Origin of the sequence: Clostridium tertium (assembly GCF_902652255.1) — a bacterium.
Classification (GTDB): domain Bacteria; phylum Bacillota; class Clostridia; order Clostridiales; family Clostridiaceae; genus Clostridium; species Clostridium tertium_A.
Genome location: NZ_CACRTO010000018.1, coordinates 87,154 through 106,262 on the forward strand (window position 1 = coordinate 87,154; position 19,109 = coordinate 106,262).

The 19,109-nt window shown below is 28.6% G+C and carries 14 protein-coding genes, 1 pseudogene and 1 riboswitch; of the genes and pseudogenes, 11 read left to right on the forward strand and 4 right to left on the reverse strand.

Going from position 1 to position 19,109, the window contains the following annotated elements; genetic code table 11:
- The 6 genes and pseudogenes from GPX08_RS07770 (at window position 1) to GPX08_RS07795 (ending at window position 8,687) form a co-directional block, all read left to right on the forward strand.
- Window positions 1-1,020 carry a hypothetical protein gene (locus GPX08_RS07770; RefSeq protein ID WP_156626243.1) on the forward strand — a complete coding sequence of 340 codons (1,020 nt, stop codon included), beginning with the start codon at window positions 1-3 and terminating at the stop codon, window positions 1,018-1,020.
- Entirely contained in the window at window positions 993-1,637 is a 645-nt protein-coding gene (locus GPX08_RS07775; RefSeq protein WP_156626244.1) for a ComF family protein, read from the forward strand. Before GPX08_RS07770 ends, GPX08_RS07775 begins: the two co-directional genes overlap by 28 nt.
- A gap of 459 nt (window positions 1,638-2,096) precedes the next feature.
- Window positions 2,097-2,633, forward strand: coding sequence for a ribosome-associated translation inhibitor RaiA (raiA, locus tag GPX08_RS07780; protein WP_156626245.1), 537 nt, complete (start codon window positions 2,097-2,099; stop codon window positions 2,631-2,633).
- Window positions 2,634-2,814: 181 nt separating this feature from the next.
- The gene (gene secA, locus GPX08_RS07785) at window positions 2,815-5,328 is read left to right on the forward strand and encodes a preprotein translocase subunit SecA (RefSeq protein WP_156626246.1); all 2,514 of its coding nucleotides are present in this window, start codon (window positions 2,815-2,817) and stop codon (window positions 5,326-5,328) included.
- 286 nt (window positions 5,329-5,614) lie between these two features.
- Window positions 5,615-6,658 (forward strand): annotated as a pseudogene (locus GPX08_RS07790) (peptide chain release factor 2).
- 166 nt (window positions 6,659-6,824) lie between these two features.
- Window positions 6,825-8,687: an FAD-dependent oxidoreductase gene (locus GPX08_RS07795; protein ID WP_156626247.1), complete on the forward strand. Its 1,863-nt coding sequence runs from the start codon at window positions 6,825-6,827 to the stop codon at window positions 8,685-8,687.
- Window positions 8,688-8,728: 41 nt separating this feature from the next.
- Here the strand turns inward: GPX08_RS07795 and GPX08_RS07800 are convergent, their stop codons facing one another.
- Window positions 8,729-10,084, reverse strand: a complete 1,356-nt coding sequence (locus GPX08_RS07800; protein WP_156626248.1) for a M28 family peptidase — start codon at window positions 10,082-10,084, stop codon at window positions 8,729-8,731.
- Window positions 10,085-10,853: 769 nt separating this feature from the next.
- Between GPX08_RS07800 and GPX08_RS07805 the strand changes: the two genes are divergently transcribed.
- The 4 genes from GPX08_RS07805 (at window position 10,854) to GPX08_RS07820 (ending at window position 16,123) form a co-directional block, all read left to right on the forward strand.
- Complete coding sequence (locus tag GPX08_RS07805; protein WP_156626249.1) at window positions 10,854-13,028, forward strand: S1 RNA-binding domain-containing protein; 2,175 nt, start codon at window positions 10,854-10,856, stop codon at window positions 13,026-13,028.
- Window positions 13,029-13,080: 52 nt separating this feature from the next.
- Window positions 13,081-13,198, forward strand: a riboswitch (FMN riboswitch).
- Window positions 13,199-13,396: 198 nt separating this feature from the next.
- Entirely contained in the window at window positions 13,397-13,999 is a 603-nt protein-coding gene (locus GPX08_RS07810) for an ECF transporter S component (protein WP_156626250.1), read from the forward strand.
- 296 nt (window positions 14,000-14,295) lie between these two features.
- Entirely contained in the window at window positions 14,296-14,709 is a 414-nt protein-coding gene (locus GPX08_RS07815; RefSeq protein ID WP_156626251.1) for a MarR family transcriptional regulator, read from the forward strand.
- A 10-nt stretch (window positions 14,710-14,719) separates the two neighbouring features.
- The gene (locus GPX08_RS07820; protein ID WP_156626252.1) at window positions 14,720-16,123 is read left to right on the forward strand and encodes an MATE family efflux transporter; all 1,404 of its coding nucleotides are present in this window, start codon (window positions 14,720-14,722) and stop codon (window positions 16,121-16,123) included.
- A gap of 159 nt (window positions 16,124-16,282) precedes the next feature.
- Here GPX08_RS07820 and rimI read toward each other — a convergent pair whose 3' ends face one another.
- The 3 genes from rimI to tsaE all read right to left on the reverse strand — a co-directional run bounded on the left by rimI (window position 16,283) and on the right by tsaE (window position 17,983).
- Window positions 16,283-16,747: a ribosomal protein S18-alanine N-acetyltransferase gene (rimI, locus tag GPX08_RS07825; protein ID WP_156626253.1), complete on the reverse strand. Its 465-nt coding sequence runs from the start codon at window positions 16,745-16,747 to the stop codon at window positions 16,283-16,285.
- Window positions 16,731-17,447, reverse strand: a complete 717-nt coding sequence (tsaB, locus tag GPX08_RS07830) for a tRNA (adenosine(37)-N6)-threonylcarbamoyltransferase complex dimerization subunit type 1 TsaB (RefSeq protein WP_156626254.1) — start codon at window positions 17,445-17,447, stop codon at window positions 16,731-16,733. The genes rimI and tsaB overlap by 17 nt, the downstream gene beginning before the upstream one ends.
- Window positions 17,448-17,509: 62 nt before the next feature.
- Window positions 17,510-17,983 carry a tRNA (adenosine(37)-N6)-threonylcarbamoyltransferase complex ATPase subunit type 1 TsaE gene (gene tsaE / locus GPX08_RS07835; RefSeq protein WP_156626255.1) on the reverse strand — a complete coding sequence of 158 codons (474 nt, stop codon included), beginning with the start codon at window positions 17,981-17,983 and terminating at the stop codon, window positions 17,510-17,512.
- A 219-nt stretch (window positions 17,984-18,202) separates the two neighbouring features.
- Between tsaE and GPX08_RS07840 the strand changes: the two genes are divergently transcribed.
- Window positions 18,203-19,066: a zinc ABC transporter solute-binding protein gene (locus GPX08_RS07840; RefSeq protein ID WP_156626256.1), complete on the forward strand. Its 864-nt coding sequence runs from the start codon at window positions 18,203-18,205 to the stop codon at window positions 19,064-19,066.
- Window positions 19,067-19,109 lie beyond the last annotated feature (43 nt).

Sequence of the window (19,109 nt, forward strand, 5' to 3'; positions counted from 1 at the left end):
ATGTTAGAAGATAGTAGGATAACTAACTTAAAGGAATTTAATTATTGTACATCTAAAATTAATAAGTGGTATAGTAAACAATCGAAGCTATTAACTATACTAACTAATCCATATAATACATCATTAATTTTTCTTAATATTATTAAAGAGCTTATAGTAGAAGGTAAGAGGATACTTTACGTTCATAATAGCTATAAATGTAACGAAGAAATTATTAATGAATTAAAAAATAGTAACACTAACATAAAATATTCTTGTGATAATAATGATAGTGAAAGCAATTTAATATTTGTAAATTTTAAGTCATTAAAAGAAGTAAACGGACCATTTGACTTATGCATAATAGATGATATAAGCTGTTATTCAACAATTTCTAAGGAAGGCATAAGAGAGTACATTGAATATTTATACCTATTTTCAAAAAGAATAATAATATATTCTATTGAAAGAATAGTCAGTATGGGGACGGCATTCCAGCTTACAGATTTAATTAGAAATGAGGTTTTTGTAGAACCAAGAATAATTACAACAAGAGTAAAGTTGGATGAAGATATGCCTTATTCTTTATATGATTATTTGATGTGGTTCAAAAGTAATAATAGAAAAGTAATTATATACGTACCTAATGAAGAAGTAATAGAGAAATTATATAATTATTATACAAAGGAATTAAAGATAGAAGATATACAAATAATTAAACATTTTAAGAAAGACCCTACGATAAAACTAGAGAATTTATATAAGAATAAAAGAAGTATATTCATCATAACTAATGATGTAAAAGAGTACTCTTTAAAAGAAAGCAATATAGATATAGTAGCCCTATTTTCAGAAGATAAAATATATACCTATAAAAAAATATTATATTTTTGTGCTGATGTAGGTAAATATTTAAAAGACAAAAAATATGGCGAAGTACTATTAGTGGGTAAAGATATAACTGAAGATATGGATATGGCAAAGGAAATGGCAAGGGGTTATAACAAGAAGATATGGGAAAAGGGATTATTAAATTACTAAATGAAATTAAAGAAGAAATATTAGATATAATATATCCGCCTATAAATAAATGTATTATTTGTGATTCAGAATTTATAGGTATTTGTCCTCTATGTAATAGTACTATAAAGCGCTGTATTAATGATGATAATGTAATATCCTATGGTCATTATAAAGGAGCCTTAAAAAAGTTATTGCTTGAATTTAAATATAAGAAAAATTTCACAGCAGGTAGAGTTCTGGCTTTTTATCTATATGAATTAATTAAAGAAAATAAAATAGAAGCTGAAGCTATAGTCTTTATACCTAGTAGTAAAAGAGCATTAAAAGATAGAGGCTTTAATCAATGCGAATTTTTAGCAAAAGAAATAAGTAGAAGATCAGATATAAAAATATATAAAGATATAATTAAAGCAAAGAATATTAAAGAGCAAAAAACATTATCTAAAGAAGATAGAATAAAAAATGTAAAAGATGCTTTTAAAATTAAAGATAAGAACAATATAAAGGGTAAAAAAATAATTTTATTAGATGATGTTATAACTACAGGAGCAACCTTATTTGAATGTGAAAAAATATTAAAAGCTGCTGGAGCAACTTCAATAAATATATTGACAGTTGCTAAAAGTTTTATATAATAATATAGTAAAGATTAGGTCTGTGGATGAAAGTCGATGCTAGTCGCAGGCAAAACGATCCACGTAAGTTAGGAAAAATTCCTTATGAGCATGGTGCGGTATAGAAGTAAGTCCTACCAAGAAAATTGAGAGGGTTAGTAGTGAGGGGGTAATTCCTATTAGCAAAAGCTCCAGTAGGCGAGTGTGGGGTCAAAATCCAGGTCAGCTAGCTTTACCGAATAATAGCTATTAGTATTCTAATAGCTATTTTTTTATTATCCCCAACAATATTTTGAAAATTCAATTTTCAATTTACTAATAAGAGGTTGATTTAGTTAGGAAAATGTAATGGAAATAGTAGAGAAAATAATAAATGGGTATTTTTTCCTTGATTTAAACGATTACTTAGTGTTATAATATATATATAATTTAATTCTACTAATTAACTTTTAGAAGGATAATGAGAGGGGATGAACTTATATGAAAGTTTCAGTAATAGCAAAAAACACTACAGCAACACCAGCACTAAAGGATATGGTAGAGAAAAAACTATCTAAAGTAGAAAAATACTTTAATCCAGAAGTTGAGGTTAAGACTACATTATCAGTCCAAAAAAACAAACAAAGGGTAGAAATTACTATACCATTTAATGGAGTAGTTTTAAGAGCTGAAGAAGCTACTGATGATATGTATAAGTCAATAGATTTAGTAGTAACTAAGTTAGAAAGACAAATAAGAAAACAAAGAACAAAATTATTAAAAAGAAATCATGAATCTTTAAGATTCTCAGCCATTGAAGAAGTTGCTGCTGAAGATGACGTGATTGAAGAAAATGGTAAGGTTGTTAGAACTAAGAAGTTTATTGTTAAGCCTATGTCAGTAGAAGAAGCAATACTTCAAATGGAACTAGTAGGACATAATTTCTTTGTATTCCAAGATTCAGATGAGAATAAAATTAATGTAGTTTATAAGAGAAAAGATGGAGATTATGGTTTATTAGAACCAGATTATATGTAGATAATAATTAGAAATTCAATAGATAATGGAAAAGGGAGTGCGAAGCACTTCCTTTTTAGTTATAATTTTATTAATATGTTACATATTTGTTGAATTAATTGTTGCTAAAATGGTATAATTTATTAATGAAAATCGAAAACTTATAATTATTTAAAATATAAGAATTGGAAGGAAAATAAAAATGGGATTTTTAGAAAAGCTATTTGGCACATACAGTGAAAGGGAAGTAAAGAAACTAGAAAAGATTGCAGATAAAATAGAAGCATTAGATTCAGATATGCAAAAGCTTTCTGACGATGAATTAAAGAATAAAACTGTTGAATTTAAAGAAAGACTTAATAATGGAGAAACTTTAGATGATATATTACCAGAAGCATTTGCAGTATGTAGAGAAGCTTCCTCAAGAGTTTTAGGAATGAAACACTATAGAGTTCAATTAATTGGAGGAATGGTTCTACATCAAGGTAGAATAGCAGAAATGAAGACTGGGGAAGGTAAGACTTTAGTTGCAACTCTTCCAGTATACTTAAATGCATTAACTGGTGAGGGTGTTCACCTAGTTACAGTTAATGATTACCTAGCTACAAGAGATATTGAGTGGATGGGACGATTATATAACTTCTTAGGTTTAACAACAGGATGCATAGTGCATGGATTGAATTCTGAGCAAAGAAGAGCAGCTTATGGTGCTGATATAACATATGGAACTAACAACGAATTTGGTTTTGATTACTTAAGAGATAATATGGTAATTTACAAAGAAGAAAAGGTTCAAAGAAAGTTAAACTTTGCTGTAGTAGATGAAGTTGACTCTATCCTTATTGACGAAGCTAGAACACCATTAATTATTTCTGGTGCAGGAGAAAAATCTACTAAGTTCTATAATGTAGCAGATAACTTTGTTAAGCAATTATTAGCTGATGAAGATTATACTATAGATGAAAAAGCAAATTCAGTAATGCTTACTGATTCAGGTGTAGCTAAGGCGGAGAGAGCATTTGGAATAGACAACTATGCTGATGCAGATCACTTAGAATTACAACACTATATAACTCAAGCTCTTAAAGCTAACTATGGAATGAAAATAGATAAGGATTATATGGTTAAGGATGGCCAAGTAATTATAGTAGATGAATTTACAGGAAGACTTATGGAAGGTAGAAGATATTCAGATGGTCTTCACCAAGCAATAGAAGCTAAAGAAGGAGTTAAGATTGAAAGAGAATCTAAGACTTTAGCAACTATTACATTCCAAAACTATTTTAGAATGTACAATAAGCTTTCTGGTATGACAGGTACTGCTTTAACTGAAGAAAATGAATTTAGAGAAATTTACGCATTAGACGTTATTGTTGTACCAACAAACAGACCTATAGCAAGAATAGATAAAAGTGATTTAATATATAAAAATACTAAGGGAAAATATAATGCTATTATTGAAGATATAATAGAATGTAACAAAAAAGGTCAACCGGTTTTAGTTGGTACTGTAAGTATTGAAAAATCAGAATACTTATCTGCGCTATTAAAGAAAAGAGGAATTAAGCATCAAGTATTAAATGCTAAATACCATGAACAAGAAGCAGAGATTATATCTCATGCTGGTGAATTAGGTAGTGTTACAATTGCTACTAATATGGCAGGTAGAGGTACAGATATCAAGCTTGGCGAAGGTGTTAAAGAAGTAGGCGGACTAAAGATAATTGGTACAGAAAGACATGAATCAAGAAGAATAGATAACCAATTAAGAGGTAGATCTGGTCGTCAAGGAGATGCTGGTGAATCAGTATTCTATATTTCATTAGAAGATGATTTAATGAGAATCTTTGGATCTGAAAAAATTCAAGGATTGATGGATAAACTAGGATTAGAAGAAGATGAAGCCATAGATCATAAAATGGTAAGTAAAGCTATTGAAAATGCTCAAAAGAAGGTTGAAGGAAATAACTTTGATATCAGAAAGAACCTTATTGGTTATGATGATGTTATGAATATGCAAAGAGAAGTTATTTATAAGCAAAGATCTGAAGTTCTTGAAGGTAAGGACTTAAGAGATCAAATTCAAGTTATGATCAATGAGTTAGTTTCAGATGCTGTTAAAGGTCATTTAGAAAATGCTAATGAAAACTTCGAAGCTGAAGTTGAAAAATTAATTAAATACTTAGAAGACATTTGTCTTCCTCACAATTCTTTAAAAGTAGAAGATTTAGTAGAGTTATCTAATGAAGAAATAGTAAATAAGATATTAGATATATTAAATTCTGTATATCATGCTAAGGAAGAAGAGTTCGGCGAAGAACACTTTAGAGAAGTAGAAAGAGTAATACTTCTTAGAGTAGTTGATCAAAAGTGGATGGATCATATAGATAATATGGATCACCTAAAGCAAGGTATTGGACTTAGAGCATATAAGCAATTAGATCCAATCCAAGCATACCAAATGGAAGGTAGCTCTATGTTTGAAGAAATGATCGAAGGAATTAAGGTAGATACTGTTAAATTCTTATTCCATATCCAAGCTCAAAAGCCAGTTGAAAGAGAAAGAGTGGCAGAAGAATCTTCAGCTAGTCATGGTGGAGATGAAGGGGATAGCAAGAAAAAGCCAATTAAAAATGAACCTAAGGTTGGAAGAAATGATGCATGTCCATGTGGAAGTGGTAAGAAATATAAAAACTGCTGTGGAAGAGAAGTATAGTGATTACGGGCAATCAAATTAAGAATTAAAAATGAAAAGTGAAGAATTATGGAAGCAATTTGTTCCAAATTGACAGAATAAGATTATGAGCTACCTTCACGGTAGCTCAATTAAAAATAAAAAGGAAAATTATATTCTTTTAAATTATTAAAAACTCCTGTAGGAGTTTTTTCCTTAATTCTTAATTTTTAATTCTACATTATTCATTAAAAAAAAGGTGTGATAAAAATGATAATTAAGCTTGAAGCAGAGCTTTCAAAACTTAATGATATTAAAAAATTCATAGATGAAATGAGGGCTTCTCTTTGACAAGGAAGCACTAGTAAAACAAGTAGAAGAACTAGACCTTAAGATGCAAGAGTCTGGATTCTGGGATGATATAAAAAAGGCTGAAGAAGTAACTAAAGAGAGTAAAAGAATAAAAGATAAGATAGAGAGATTTGATTCTTTAGTCACTAGAGTTGAGGATGTAGAAGTATTAGGTGAGTTAATAGATGAAGAAGATGAAGAATCTATTAATGAAATAATAAGAGAAATAAGATCTATTGAAAAAGACATAGAAGAATATAGAATAGAACTTTTATTATCAGGAGAATACGATAGAAATGATGCCATATTAACATTACATGCTGGTGTAGGTGGAAGTGATGCTAATGATTGGACTGAAATGCTTCTTAGAATGTACACTAGATGGTGTGAAAAGAAGGGATTTAAAGTCGAAACTATAGACTATTTAGAAGGCGATGAAGCTGGAATAAAAAGTGTTACTTTAAAAGTAAAAGGTGAGTTTGCATATGGATATTTAAAAGCTGAAAAGGGAGTTCATAGATTGGTTAGAATATCACCTTTTAATGCAAATGGTAAAAGACAAACTTCCTTTGCATCTGTAGAAGTTCTACCTGAATTGACTAAGGATCAAGATATAGAAATAAGAAGTGAAGATTTAAAAATAGATACCTATAGAGCAAGTGGAGCTGGTGGTCAACACGTAAATAAAACTGAATCAGCTATAAGAATAACTCATATACCAACAGGTATAGTTGTTCAATGTCAAAGTGAAAGAAGTCAATTCTCTAACAAAGACACTGCTATGGGAATGCTTAAATCTAAGCTTATAGATTTAAAAGAAAGAGCACATAATGAAAAAATTGAAGACTTAACTGGTGAACTTAAAGATATGGGTTGGGGAAGTCAGATAAGATCTTATGTATTCCATCCATATAATATGGTTAAAGATCATAGAACTGGAGAAGAAACAGCTAATTTAAATGCAGTTATGAATGGTGAAATAGATAATTTTATAACAGCGTATTTAAAAGAGAATAATTAATAATTAAGGATGTATCAAATGTAGATACATCCTTTTTGTTTAAAATTAAAACTATTTGATTAAAACAAATTGATTTAATATTCTGAATAATATATAATTTTAATATGCATATAAGTTAAACTTATATAAATTTGTTAATAAAATAACTAAAAAGGTGGAGATATCTATGAAGCTATTTGAATCTGGTAGTATTGGAAATTTGAAATTGAAAAACAGAGTTGTTATGGCACCTATGGGAATTGACTATATAGATGATGATTTTGGATTTTCAGAACAAGCAATTAACTATTATGTAGCTAGAGCAGAAGGGGGAACTGGTCTTATAATAACAGGAGCTACTTTGGTTTCTGATGAATTTGAAAAGCCTCAAAGTTCATTTTTATTAGATGATGAAAATAAAATCGAAAGAATAAAAAAATTAACTGATAAAGTTCATAATTGTGGTTCAAAGTTATGTATTCAACTTTCATTAGGGGTAGGGAAGATAGGTTATATAGGGGAAAATAATCCGTATTTCTCTAAAGATGAAATAAATAAACTATTAGATGCCTTTGAGAAGTCTGCTTATCTAGCTAAGAAAGCAGGGGTTGATGCTATAGAAATACATGGATATGGTGGTTATTTAATTGATCAATTTCATTCTTCGTTGTGGAATTCTAGAAATGATGAATATGGTGGTAGCTTTGAAGGGAGAATGAAAATAGGAAAAGAAATAATTCAAAGAATAAAAAAAGCATGTGGAGAAGGTTATCCTATTATATATAAATTTACACCAGTACATTTAATTGATGGTGGTAGGGAGATTGAAGAAGGAATAAAGATGGCTAAATATTTAGAAGAAGCAGGTGCTACTGCACTTCATGTAGATATTGGGTGTCATGCTTGTTGGCAGAATGCAATTCCAACAATATACCAAGAAGCAGCGTTGCATGAAAAGTATATAAGAATTATAAAAGAATCAGTTAATATACCTATAGTTGGACATGGCAAATTAGGATATCCAGAAGTGGCAGAAAGAATTTTAAAAGACGAAACTGCCGATTTTATAGCTATTGGACATTATTCACTGGCTGATCCGGAATGGGCAAATAAGGTTAAAGAAAATAGAACTGAAGATATTGTTCCGTGCATTGGATGTAATGAATGTATGTTTTCTATACTTTCAGGTGAACCAGTAAGCTGTGGGGTAAATCCTCTTTGTGGTAGAGAAGGAGAGAAGATTAAGGAAGCAGATAATAAAAAATCTGTACTTATTATAGGAGCAGGCCCAGGAGGTGTTGAAACAGCAATTACAGCTGCTAAAAGAGGCCATAATGTTACAATATGGGAGAAGGGTTCAAAAATAGGTGGAAATCTTATTCCAGCTTCATCTCCTGATTTTAAAGGTGATTTGAAGAGATTGATTAAATATTATGATACTCAAATAGATAAGTTGAAAATAAATGTTGTATTAAATAAAGATGTTAGTAAGAATGATATATTGGCTGAAAAGCCTGATGTGCTTGTAATTAGTACAGGAAGTAAGGCAATAGTTCCTAAAATTCCTGGGATTGATGAGGAAAATGTTTATTTAGCAACAGATATACTTGTAGATGATATAGGAGTTGGAGAAAATATAGTAATAGCAGGCGGTGGATTTGTTGGTTGTGAGACAGCTATTCACTTAGCAAGAAAAGGAAGAACAGTTACTATAGTTGAAATGAAAGACAGTATATTATCAGAACCTATGGCATTTAACAATCTTTTAGCTTTAAAATCTATGCTAATTTCAAATGAGATAAATGTAATGAGTAGTACTAAGTTAACTGAAGTTAAAGAGGATAGAGTTATAGTTACAAACTCAAATGGGGATATTGAAGAGCTAAAATGTGATTCTCTAGTGCTTGCTCTCGGATTTAAAGCTTTAGAGGATATAGAAGGGGAAGTTAAGTCAGTTATAAAAGATGTGAGAATTATTGGAGATGCTTTATCTCCTCGTCGTATTAAGCATGCAGTAGCTGAAGGATTTGAAGTAGCAATTAGAATTTAGAATAAATTTAATGGGGCTGTCTTAATACAGCCCCTATGTTTTTATCTTATTTTTCTTTTTTTAATGTAAGTTGTTAATGGTGAGGAAGCTATAAACGCAAATAGTATTGAGAAAATAAATATTGAGGTCTTTCCGTAGAAAAATTTAGTTATAAATCCATAGGAAGAATCAAAAACTTTTTCTTCAATAACGCTATAGGCACTATTTATAGCATCAGTACTAATATATTCAACCTTATCATTAGGTGTATGAATTTTAGTTAAATCACTATGTGAAAAACTGAGGGCATCTATTCCGAGGTCATTAAAGCTTGCATGATCGCTAGAGTTTTCATAAGTAACTTTTGTCTCTACATTATTATTTTTAGCGATTTTTTCTATAGAATCTAGCAGTTTAGAGTCCTTATCTTTAGAAGATGCACCTAACATTAATGTTAGCGGATAACCATCACTGCCAATCATATCGAAGTTTATTACTTCTGCATCTTTAATCTTATCTAAATTATTTTCAGCAAAGCTTTTTGAACCTAAAAGGCCAAATTCTTCAGCATTTAAAGCTACGAATATTATATCTCTCTTTGGTTTTCCGTAGGTTGATAATGCTCTTTCTATTTCTAATAAAAATGAAGTTCCTGAAGCGTTATCTAAGGCTCCATAATAAATATTTTTTAAGGCATCGGAGCCTAAATGGTCATAGTGGGCAGTTAAGATTAAAGGTGGCAATTTACTTGAACTTCCCTCTATTACGCCTACTATATTAAATATTTCTTTTTCTTCAATAGAGAAAGGAATATTGATAGAAACTTCTGCTCCTTCTTTAATAGAATCTAAGATTTTATTATAGGTATTAGTATTGATCATCACCATCATGTCATATGGAAATGTTGAAATAAAGGAGCTTCTGAAGGAGAAGTCGTTTTTAGGAGATAAATAAAATAAACAAGTTCCTTCTGATGTTGAAACTTCAATGTAATTAGAAAAAACATTTATTTTATCTTCATTACTAAAAGTAAAATTAGTTTTTCTAAAGTTAATCATATCTTCCTTATAATCTACGCCATACTTTAAAGATTCAGAGTATCCATCATCATAAGCAATTTTCAAATATGGAAGAGTATTATTATTTATAGGAGATAATACTTTAAAGCTCTCCTTATAGTCATCGTTAAGTGGAATTAGTTTGTTATCAGTAAAGTTTTTTCTAATTATTTCTCCAACTAGTGAATTTCCTTGACTACCAGCTAATCTACCCTTATAAGTATCAGAAGAAAATAATGTTATATTTTCCTTTACATTATCAGCGTTAAAAGGTGAATATGTAAAATTTGAAAACAATGATAAAGATAATAGTATAAAGGTGGCTACAAGAGATGAATAATAAATAATTTTCTTTCTCATAAAAATACCTCAAATAATAGTTATATTTAATACTATTATTTAAGGTATTAAAATATGAAAAAATATAATTAGAGGTGCTAGGCTCTTTTATAAATAAGGTCTATAAATCCATGTATTAAAGAAAATAATATACATATATAAATAAACATATTTATTTGATTAGAAAGTATTGAAAAAATTCCTCCAACTATAAAGCTAAATAGAATTATACAATTTATAAATTTGGTTAATCCAGATTTACTAATTATTATTTCTTTTGTTGAAGATACAAGAATTAAAATTAGAGTTAAAAAGTACAATATATATTTAATAGTTGTGGAAAAATCAATAATATAATACTGATTTAATATTAAAAAAATAATAAAAAATACTAGGAGGATATTGATAATTTTATTTATAAAAATATAGATCTTATTCATATAATCACCCAATTGTAAATATTTTACAATTATTATAACCCCAATTTGACATAATATCAAGAGAGATGCTTCAATTAATTATTTATATGATAATAGGTTTATAAAATTAAAAGTAATAAAATTATTTAAGTGAAATATCAAACTAAAAGCATCTATCATTAAATTTTTATATAAATTAATAAAATAATTCTCTTAATTAAATGTAAGTACTATAAATATAAGGCAATTAAAGATAGGATATTTATTACAACTTACATGCTTATATGGTAAACTTTAATTCAACTATAATTTATAATTTTTAAAAATTATATTATAATAGTTTTATGTATATTTTATAGGAGGTAAATTAATTGGTTGATATAGTTGGAAGGTTATCTGAGGAGCTTAAAATAAGTATAACTCAGGTTAATAATGTAATTGGACTACTTGATGATGGAAATACTGTGCCTTTTATTTCAAGGTATAGAAAAGAGCAAACTGGGGCTTTAAGTGATGAAGTTTTAAGAAAGTTTCAAGAAAGACTTATTTACTTAAGAAATTTAAAGGAAAGAAAAGAAGATGTATTAAGACTTATTGATGAGCAAGGAAAATTAACAGAAGAAATAGAGAAATCCTTAGAAAGAGCAGTTACTTTAACAGAAGTAGAAGATATTTATAGACCTTATAAGCAAAAGAAGAGAACTAGGGCAACTATAGCTTTAGAAAAAGGATTAAAACCTCTTGCGGAAACAATTTTAGATGGAAACTTTAAAGGTGACTTAAAGTTAGAAGCATCTAAATACATAGATGATGAAAAAGGAGTTTCTTCTGATGAAGAGGCTATAAATGGGGCTCTAGATATAATTGCAGAAGGAATATCTGATGAAGCCAGTTATAGAAAGTGGATAAGAGCTTTAGTATTTAGAGAAGGAAAAATTGAAACTAAGGGTGGAAGTGAAGAACATACACCTTATGAAATGTATTATGAATATAGTGAAGATGTTGGAAGAATACCTCCTCATAGAATTCTTGCTATAAATAGAGGAGAAAAAGAAAAAATACTTCAAGTAAAAATAACTGTTAATGAAGATAAGATAATAACATTCTTAGAAAATAAAATATTAAAAGGTAATAATATAACTGATGAATATTTAAAGTTAGCGGTAAAAGATTCTTTAAAAAGACTTATATATCCATCTATAGAAAGAGAAGTTAGAAATGAGCTTACTGATATAGGGGAAGAGGGAGCTATAAAAATCTTTAAAGAAAATTTAAAAGCATTATTAATGCAACCTCCTATTAAAGGAAAAGTAGTTTTAGGATATGATCCAGGATTTAGAACAGGATGTAAAATTGCAATTTTAGATAGTACAGGAAGGTTTTTAGAGAACACAACCGTATATCCTACAGCACCTCAAAATAAAATAAGAGAAGCTAAGGAAGTACTTAAATCATTAATTAAGAAGCATAATGTAGAAGTAATATCTTTAGGTAATGGTACAGCATCTAGAGAATCAGAAGAAGTAATTTCTGAAGTGATTTCAGAATTAAGAAAAGAAGAAGATAGAGAAATAGCCTATGTGATAGTTTCTGAAGCAGGCGCATCAGTTTATTCTGCATCTGAGCTAGGAACTAAAGAATATCCTGATTTAGATGTTACAGTAAGAGGAGCTATTTCTATAGGAAGAAGACTTCAAGATCCTTTAGCTGAATTAGTTAAGATTGATCCTAAATCTTTAGGAGTTGGGCAATATCAACATGATGTAGCTCCAAAGAAATTAGATGAATCATTAACAGGAGTAGTAGAAGATTCAGTTAATAAAGTTGGAGTTGATTTAAATACTGCAACACCATCATTATTAAATTACATTTCAGGAATAAATGCTAGTATAGCAAATAATATAGTTATGTATAGAGATGAAGTAGGTGGGTTTAAAAGCAGAAAAGAACTACTTAAGGTTAAGAGACTTGGTCAAAAGGCTTATGAGCAATGTGCTGGATTCTTAAGAGTAATGGAAAGTAGTGAGCCTTTAGATAATACCTCAGTCCACCCTGAATCATATGAAGCTGCAAGGAACCTTTTAACATTACTTGGATATACTAAGAATGACCTAAAAAATAATAATCTGAAAGATATTGAAGAAAGAGTTAATGAAAAAGGAATTAAAAATATAGCAGAAGAACTAGAAGTTGGAGAGTTAACTTTATCTGATATTATCAAAGAGTTAAAAAAGCCAGGTAGAGATTTAAGAGAAGATATGCCAAAGCCTATATTAAAGACTGGAGTAATAGACTTAAAAGATTTAAGTGAAGGTATGATTCTTATGGGAACAGTTAGAAATGTTTCTGATTTTGGTGCTTTTGTAGATATTGGAGTTCATCAAGATGGATTAGTTCACAAAAGTCAAATGGCTGATAGATTCGTTAGGCATCCTTTAGACATAGTTAAGCTTGGAGATATAGTAAAAGTAAGGATTCTAGAAGTAGATAGTAAGAGAAATAGAATATCTTTATCCATGAAAGGAATAAAGGAAGAAGATTGTTAAAAAATTACTTGTCAAACTGTAGAAATAAGCATATAATAATATTATAAAAATAATTTATCTTCAGGGCGGGGCGTAATTCCCCACCGGCGGTATAGCCCGCGAGCTAATTTTTAGCATGATTCGGTGAAACTCCGAGGCCGACAGTATAGTCTGGATGAAAGAAGGTAAGGCGTTAGATATTGCTTGATTTATTTTAATTTAGCAAATCTTATTTCTTATGAATTTATTGCCCTGATGTTAGTTTACATCAGGGCTTTTTTATTTATAAAAGATAAGAAACAATAGAACTTAAAGCTTAATTCGTTAAAATAATATCATTTAATATTTAACTACTACCCCAGAGGATAGCTTTTGGGAGGAGATATAAAATGAATCATCAAAATCAAAAAAATCTAAACAAATTTATTAAAATATCACTTTTAAGCGCTATTGCAGTAATGCTAATGTACTTTGATTTTCCAATACCCTTTCTACCATTTCCATGGTTAAAGATTGACTTAAGTGATATTCCAGCGCTTATGGGTGGATTTGCTTTTGGACCTATTGCAGGAGTGCTAATAGAGTTATTAAAGAACTTACTTATTTTAATAGTAAAGGGAACTGGAACTTATTTTGTTGGAGAAACAGCTAACTTTATAATAGGAGCATCCTTAGTTTTCCCGGCAGCTTGGATATATCATAAAAATAAAAGCAAGAAAACAGCATTCCTTGGAATGTTAGTAGGAAGCTTAGTTATGCAAGTAGTAGGAATAATTGCTAATGTATATTTCTTATTACCAGCTTATGGTATGCCGATGACACCAGCTGAATCTATAAATTATGTTACAGTAGGGTTAATACCTTTTAATGGTGTTAAGTCCATTATGGTATGTGGGATAACATATGTGGTATATAAGAAGGTTGCAAGTATAATTTTTGATGTAGATTCAAATTTTGATAGTGTAAAGAAGGGCAAGTTAAGCTCTATATAGATATAAATATTGGTACTGTCGTACAATGAAAAATTAATAATGAAGAATTGATAAAAAACTCCTAAAGGAGTTTTGAAAGAGTAATTGATTTTAGTAATTCTATAAGAATTACATAAATAATTATTTGTTTGGGCTGTTTGTGAGACAGCCCTTTTTTAATTTATAGAAAAATTACTGATAAATTACTTTTTATTGAAAATAATTATCAAATACCAGAAAAATTTAGTTGTATATGCAACTAAAAGTGATATAATGGAGTAGTTAAATATAAAGTAATTAAATTTAGGAGATTAACCTTGGATAAATATAAATGTGAAAATATAGCTAAATATGTATCTGAAATACAAAGAAAAGGAAATATATTTTTCTTAAAAGAACTATCCCATCTTGGGTTAGGATATGGACAATTTAATTTTTTAATGGAGCTCTATAGGCAAGATGGAATAAGACAAGAAGATTTAACATTAAAGCTTAATATAGACAAGGGCACTACAGCTAGAGCTATAAAAAAGTTAGAGGCTGAAGGTTTTATAATTAAGAAAGAAGATAAAGATGATAAAAGAGCTTACAGAATATTTATAACTGATAAGGGGATCTATCATAGAGATGCAATATATAAAGTTGCAAAAGAGTGGGAAAATAATCTTACTAAGAATTTAACTGAAGAAGAAAAAGAAACAATGATATCATTATTAAAAAAATGTATATAAGGAGGATTTAATGAGTCATCAAGAATTATTAGGAAAAGAAAAGATAGGAAAGTTATTATTAAAATATTCAGTACCAGCTATTATAGGAATGTTAGTTAATGCGTTATATAACGTTGTAGATAGAATTTTTATAGGTAATATACCAGGGGTAGGATCTTTAGCTATAACTGGTGTTGGAGTAACTCTACCAATAACTACTATAGTATTAGGATTCTCTATGTTAGTTGGGGTTGGAGCTACAACTACAATATCTATAAGACTAGGTCAGGGTAAAAGAGAAGAAGCAGAAAAGGTAATAGGGAATGCAATTACCTTAGCAGCTATAATTGCAGTAATTTTAACAATAGTTGGATTAGTATTAGGAGATGTAATCTTAAGTAAATTTGGAGCTAGTGAAAGTACTATGCACTATGCAAAATCATATATTTACATAATACTTTTAGGTAATATATTTAATATGGTAGCTTTTGCATTAAATAATACTATAAGGGGAGATGGTAACCCAAAGCTTGCTGCTACTATTATGATAATTGGATGTATAACTAATATTGTACTAGATGCAGTTTTAATATTTGTATTTAATTTAGGAATACAAGGAGCTGCTATAGCTACTGTAATTTCACAATTAATTACAGCGTTAATAGGTTTAAGATATTATATTAGCGGAAAATCTAATTTGAAATTTGAAAAATCATCTCTTAAATTAGATAAGGCAATAGTAATGAATATTCTAGCTATTGGAGCTGCACCTTTTGCAATGCAAATGGCAGCAAGTTTAGTACAAGTAATTGCAAATAATGTTTTAAAAACATACGGAACGGATGTAGCTATTGGAGCTATGGCAACAATATCATCAGTTAGTTTAATGTGTTTAATGCCTATATTTGGAATAAACCAAGGCGCACAACCTATAATAGGTTTTAACTATGGAGCAAAGCAAGAAGATAGAGCACATAAGGCTTATAAGATATCACTAATAGTTGCAACAATAATACTATGTGTGGCATTTATATTAGTACAAAGCTTCCCAGAAGCTATTATTGGAATATTTAATAAGGATCCAAAGTTCATGGATATATCAGTTAAGGGATTAAGAATTTATTTATTAATGTTACCAATTGTAGGAATATCAATTACAGGATCAAACTATATTCAATCTATTGGAGATGCTAAGACAGCGATGTTCTTAAGCTTACTTAGACAAGTTATATTATTAGTACCATTCATAATAATACTTCCAAGAATTTTTGGATTAGGGGTAAATGGTGTTTGGATAGCGCAGCCTTTGAGTGATATAATTTCATCTGTAATAACAGTTGCTATATTAGTAAAGAGTATGAGAAGAAAGACTTCAGAGGAACCTGAGGGTGAAAGTATTCAAATAGATATGACAAGCAGTGTTGAAGATGTTTAGTTTTATATAGTTAGTAACAATATAAGTTTCTTTATATAAAATTATTAGTTATAAAAATTGTAATACAAAATAAAAGATGCTAGTAAAACTTCCTAAAGAATTTTACTAGCATTTTATTTTTAGTAATTTTGAATAAATTGCAATCTAAACCATTAATTATTAATCGCTAGTTGCTAATTGTAAATCCTTACTCATTAAGATTGCATTTTCTTTATTATCTTCATAATAATTTTTTCTAATACCATCAACATTAAAGTTAAAACTTTTATAAAGATTTTGTGCCTTTAAATTTGATTCTCTTACTTCAAGATGGATAATATTGCATTTTAAGTCAGTGCAAAGATTTATAAGATACTCAAGTAATTTTTTACCTATACCTAATCCTCTATATCCTTTGTCAACAGCAATATTAGTAATATCACCTTCTCCAGCTACTATCCATATACCAATAAAGCCTATAACAATATTTGAGTCAATATCTCTTGCAACTACATATTTAGCTAAAGGATTAGATACTTCACTTTTTATGGAATTTAAGCTCCAAGGAATAGAGAAGGAATCCTTTGAAATATTATAAATTCCATCTATGTCATCCTCAGTAATTAGACTATAGACTATCTTCATTTTTTAAGGCCAGCCTTTTTTCTAATTCTCTTTGAGCTTGAGGTTTCTTTAAATAGAAAGGTGAAGAATTTAAATCATCTTTTTCGTTATTTAAAAGTTTTTTAAGACCAAGTTCTCCAAGGGAAGATGCTCTAATTATGTTTAAATGAACTGGTGCAAATATGGCATTAGGTAAATTTTCTAATATATACTCCTTATGCTTATTTACAGCATCACCAGCAAATATTACTTTCTCATTTTTTTCTTTTAATAATTCTACTAATTCTTCAATTTCTAAAGCAGAGTAATCTATTATGTTTTTTAAATTGCCATTTTCTCCTTTATATAAGCAAGTGTACACGCTACTTCTTAAAGCATCCATAATAGGACAAATGATTCCATCAAAATTAACAAAAGAATATGCTAAGGCATCTAAACTAGATATACTTATATAAGGTTTATCTGAACCTAGACTAAGGCCTTTAATAGTTGCCATACCAATTCTTAATCCTGTAAAGGAACCAGGTCCTTTAGAGACCACAAAGCCATTAATGTCATCAATATCTAAATCTGAATCTTTTAATAGTTTATCAACTATATCCATTATTAATGTAGAATGCTCTAATTTGTTATTTAGAGTATACTCAGCAATTAAATTATTATCATCTAATATAGCTACAGTAGCAACTTTAGAAGCTGAATCAATACTTAAAATTTTCATTATATTAACTCCTTTGAGTGAAATTCAAACTATAATGAGCTGCCTTATAACAGCACCATATTTTATAAATCTATTTCAGGTGAGATCTTGTTTATATAATCATATCTTTCTCCATAAGGAGTAATAGTAATTTTTCTGTAATCCTCACCATTAGATAAGTCTTTTTCAATTAATATATGAAGATAATCATTAGGTAAAATTTCTTCTATATAATTTGCCCATTCAATTATAGATACACCGTTAGAAAATATATAATCATCAAAGCCTATAGCGTAGATTTCATCGGGATCGCTAACTCTATATACATCAAAATGATATAATTTAAGTCTGCCAGAATCATATTCATTTACAATAGTAAAAGTAGGACTTGTAATATGTTCATCGATTCCTAAACCTTTAGCTATTCCTTTAGTTATGTGAGTTTTCCCAGTGCCTAGGTCGCCAGTTAAGCAAACTATATCACCAGCATTTAAAAGCTTGCCTATAGAAACTCCTAATGCAGTAGTTTCTTCTACATTTTTAACTAAAAACTGCATAAAATATCTCCTTTCTTAATATCCTATAATATATTCTATCAAATAAAAGAAAAAAAGAAAGCAAAATAATTATATATAGTATAGCAAACGATACCATCATATGGTAAAATATGTTTGAATTACAAATATAATTAATATGTAATGAATTTGTAATTCTTTTTAGTAAATGATAAGATATTATAATATATAAATAAAGTATATCCCTTGGAGGAAATTGCAATGAAGAAATTAACTTATATTTTAGTTATTTTTACTTCTATTTTGTTTTTAGGATTAAGTTTTTCTTATAATCCATTAATGGCAAATACTACAGATGAACTAGATGAAAAAAAGGAAACATATTTAAACATATTAACTATTAATAAAGAAGTATATAATATGACTAAAGCAATAGTCGGGGAAAAACATAATGTAGAATATTTATTTAATAATGAAAAAGATATTGCTGAATTTAAGGTTACAGATAAAGTATTAAATAATATAAATAATAAAGATTTGTTTTTATATAATGGGCTAGGATATGAAGCTTGGATTAGTGATATTACTAATAATGTTAGAGGATCAAACCTTGGAGTAATAAACTTAAGTAGAGGAATAAGGCCTTTAAATTATGAATTAGAAAAAAATGGACAAGAGAACCCATATTATTTATTAGGATTTGGTGAATATAAAATTGCATTATATAACATTAAAATTGCTATGCAAGAAAGAGATATTGAAAATAGAAATTACTATGAAGAAAACTATAGCAATTTGATTAAGAGAATAGATGAATTCCTAACTAAATCAAAAGAAGAAATTAAGGTGTATAAAGATTATACTGTAATTACTAATACTGATAAGTTTGATTATTTATTTAGAGACCTTGGGATTACTGTAACAAAAATTAGTGACAGTAATGACTTGTTATCTTTAAATAATTCTTTAAACAATATATTTTTTTATGATGAATCTTTAGAAGATATTAATGATTTAAAGAGTAGAATGAAGAATGAATATAAATATGTTGGATTAAGCTTAGAGAGCAACGATAGTGCTTTAAAATCAAATATAAATAAGATAATTGAAGCTATAAAAAATTAGAATTAATAGTGTTGACATTTATAAAGACATAATATATAATAAC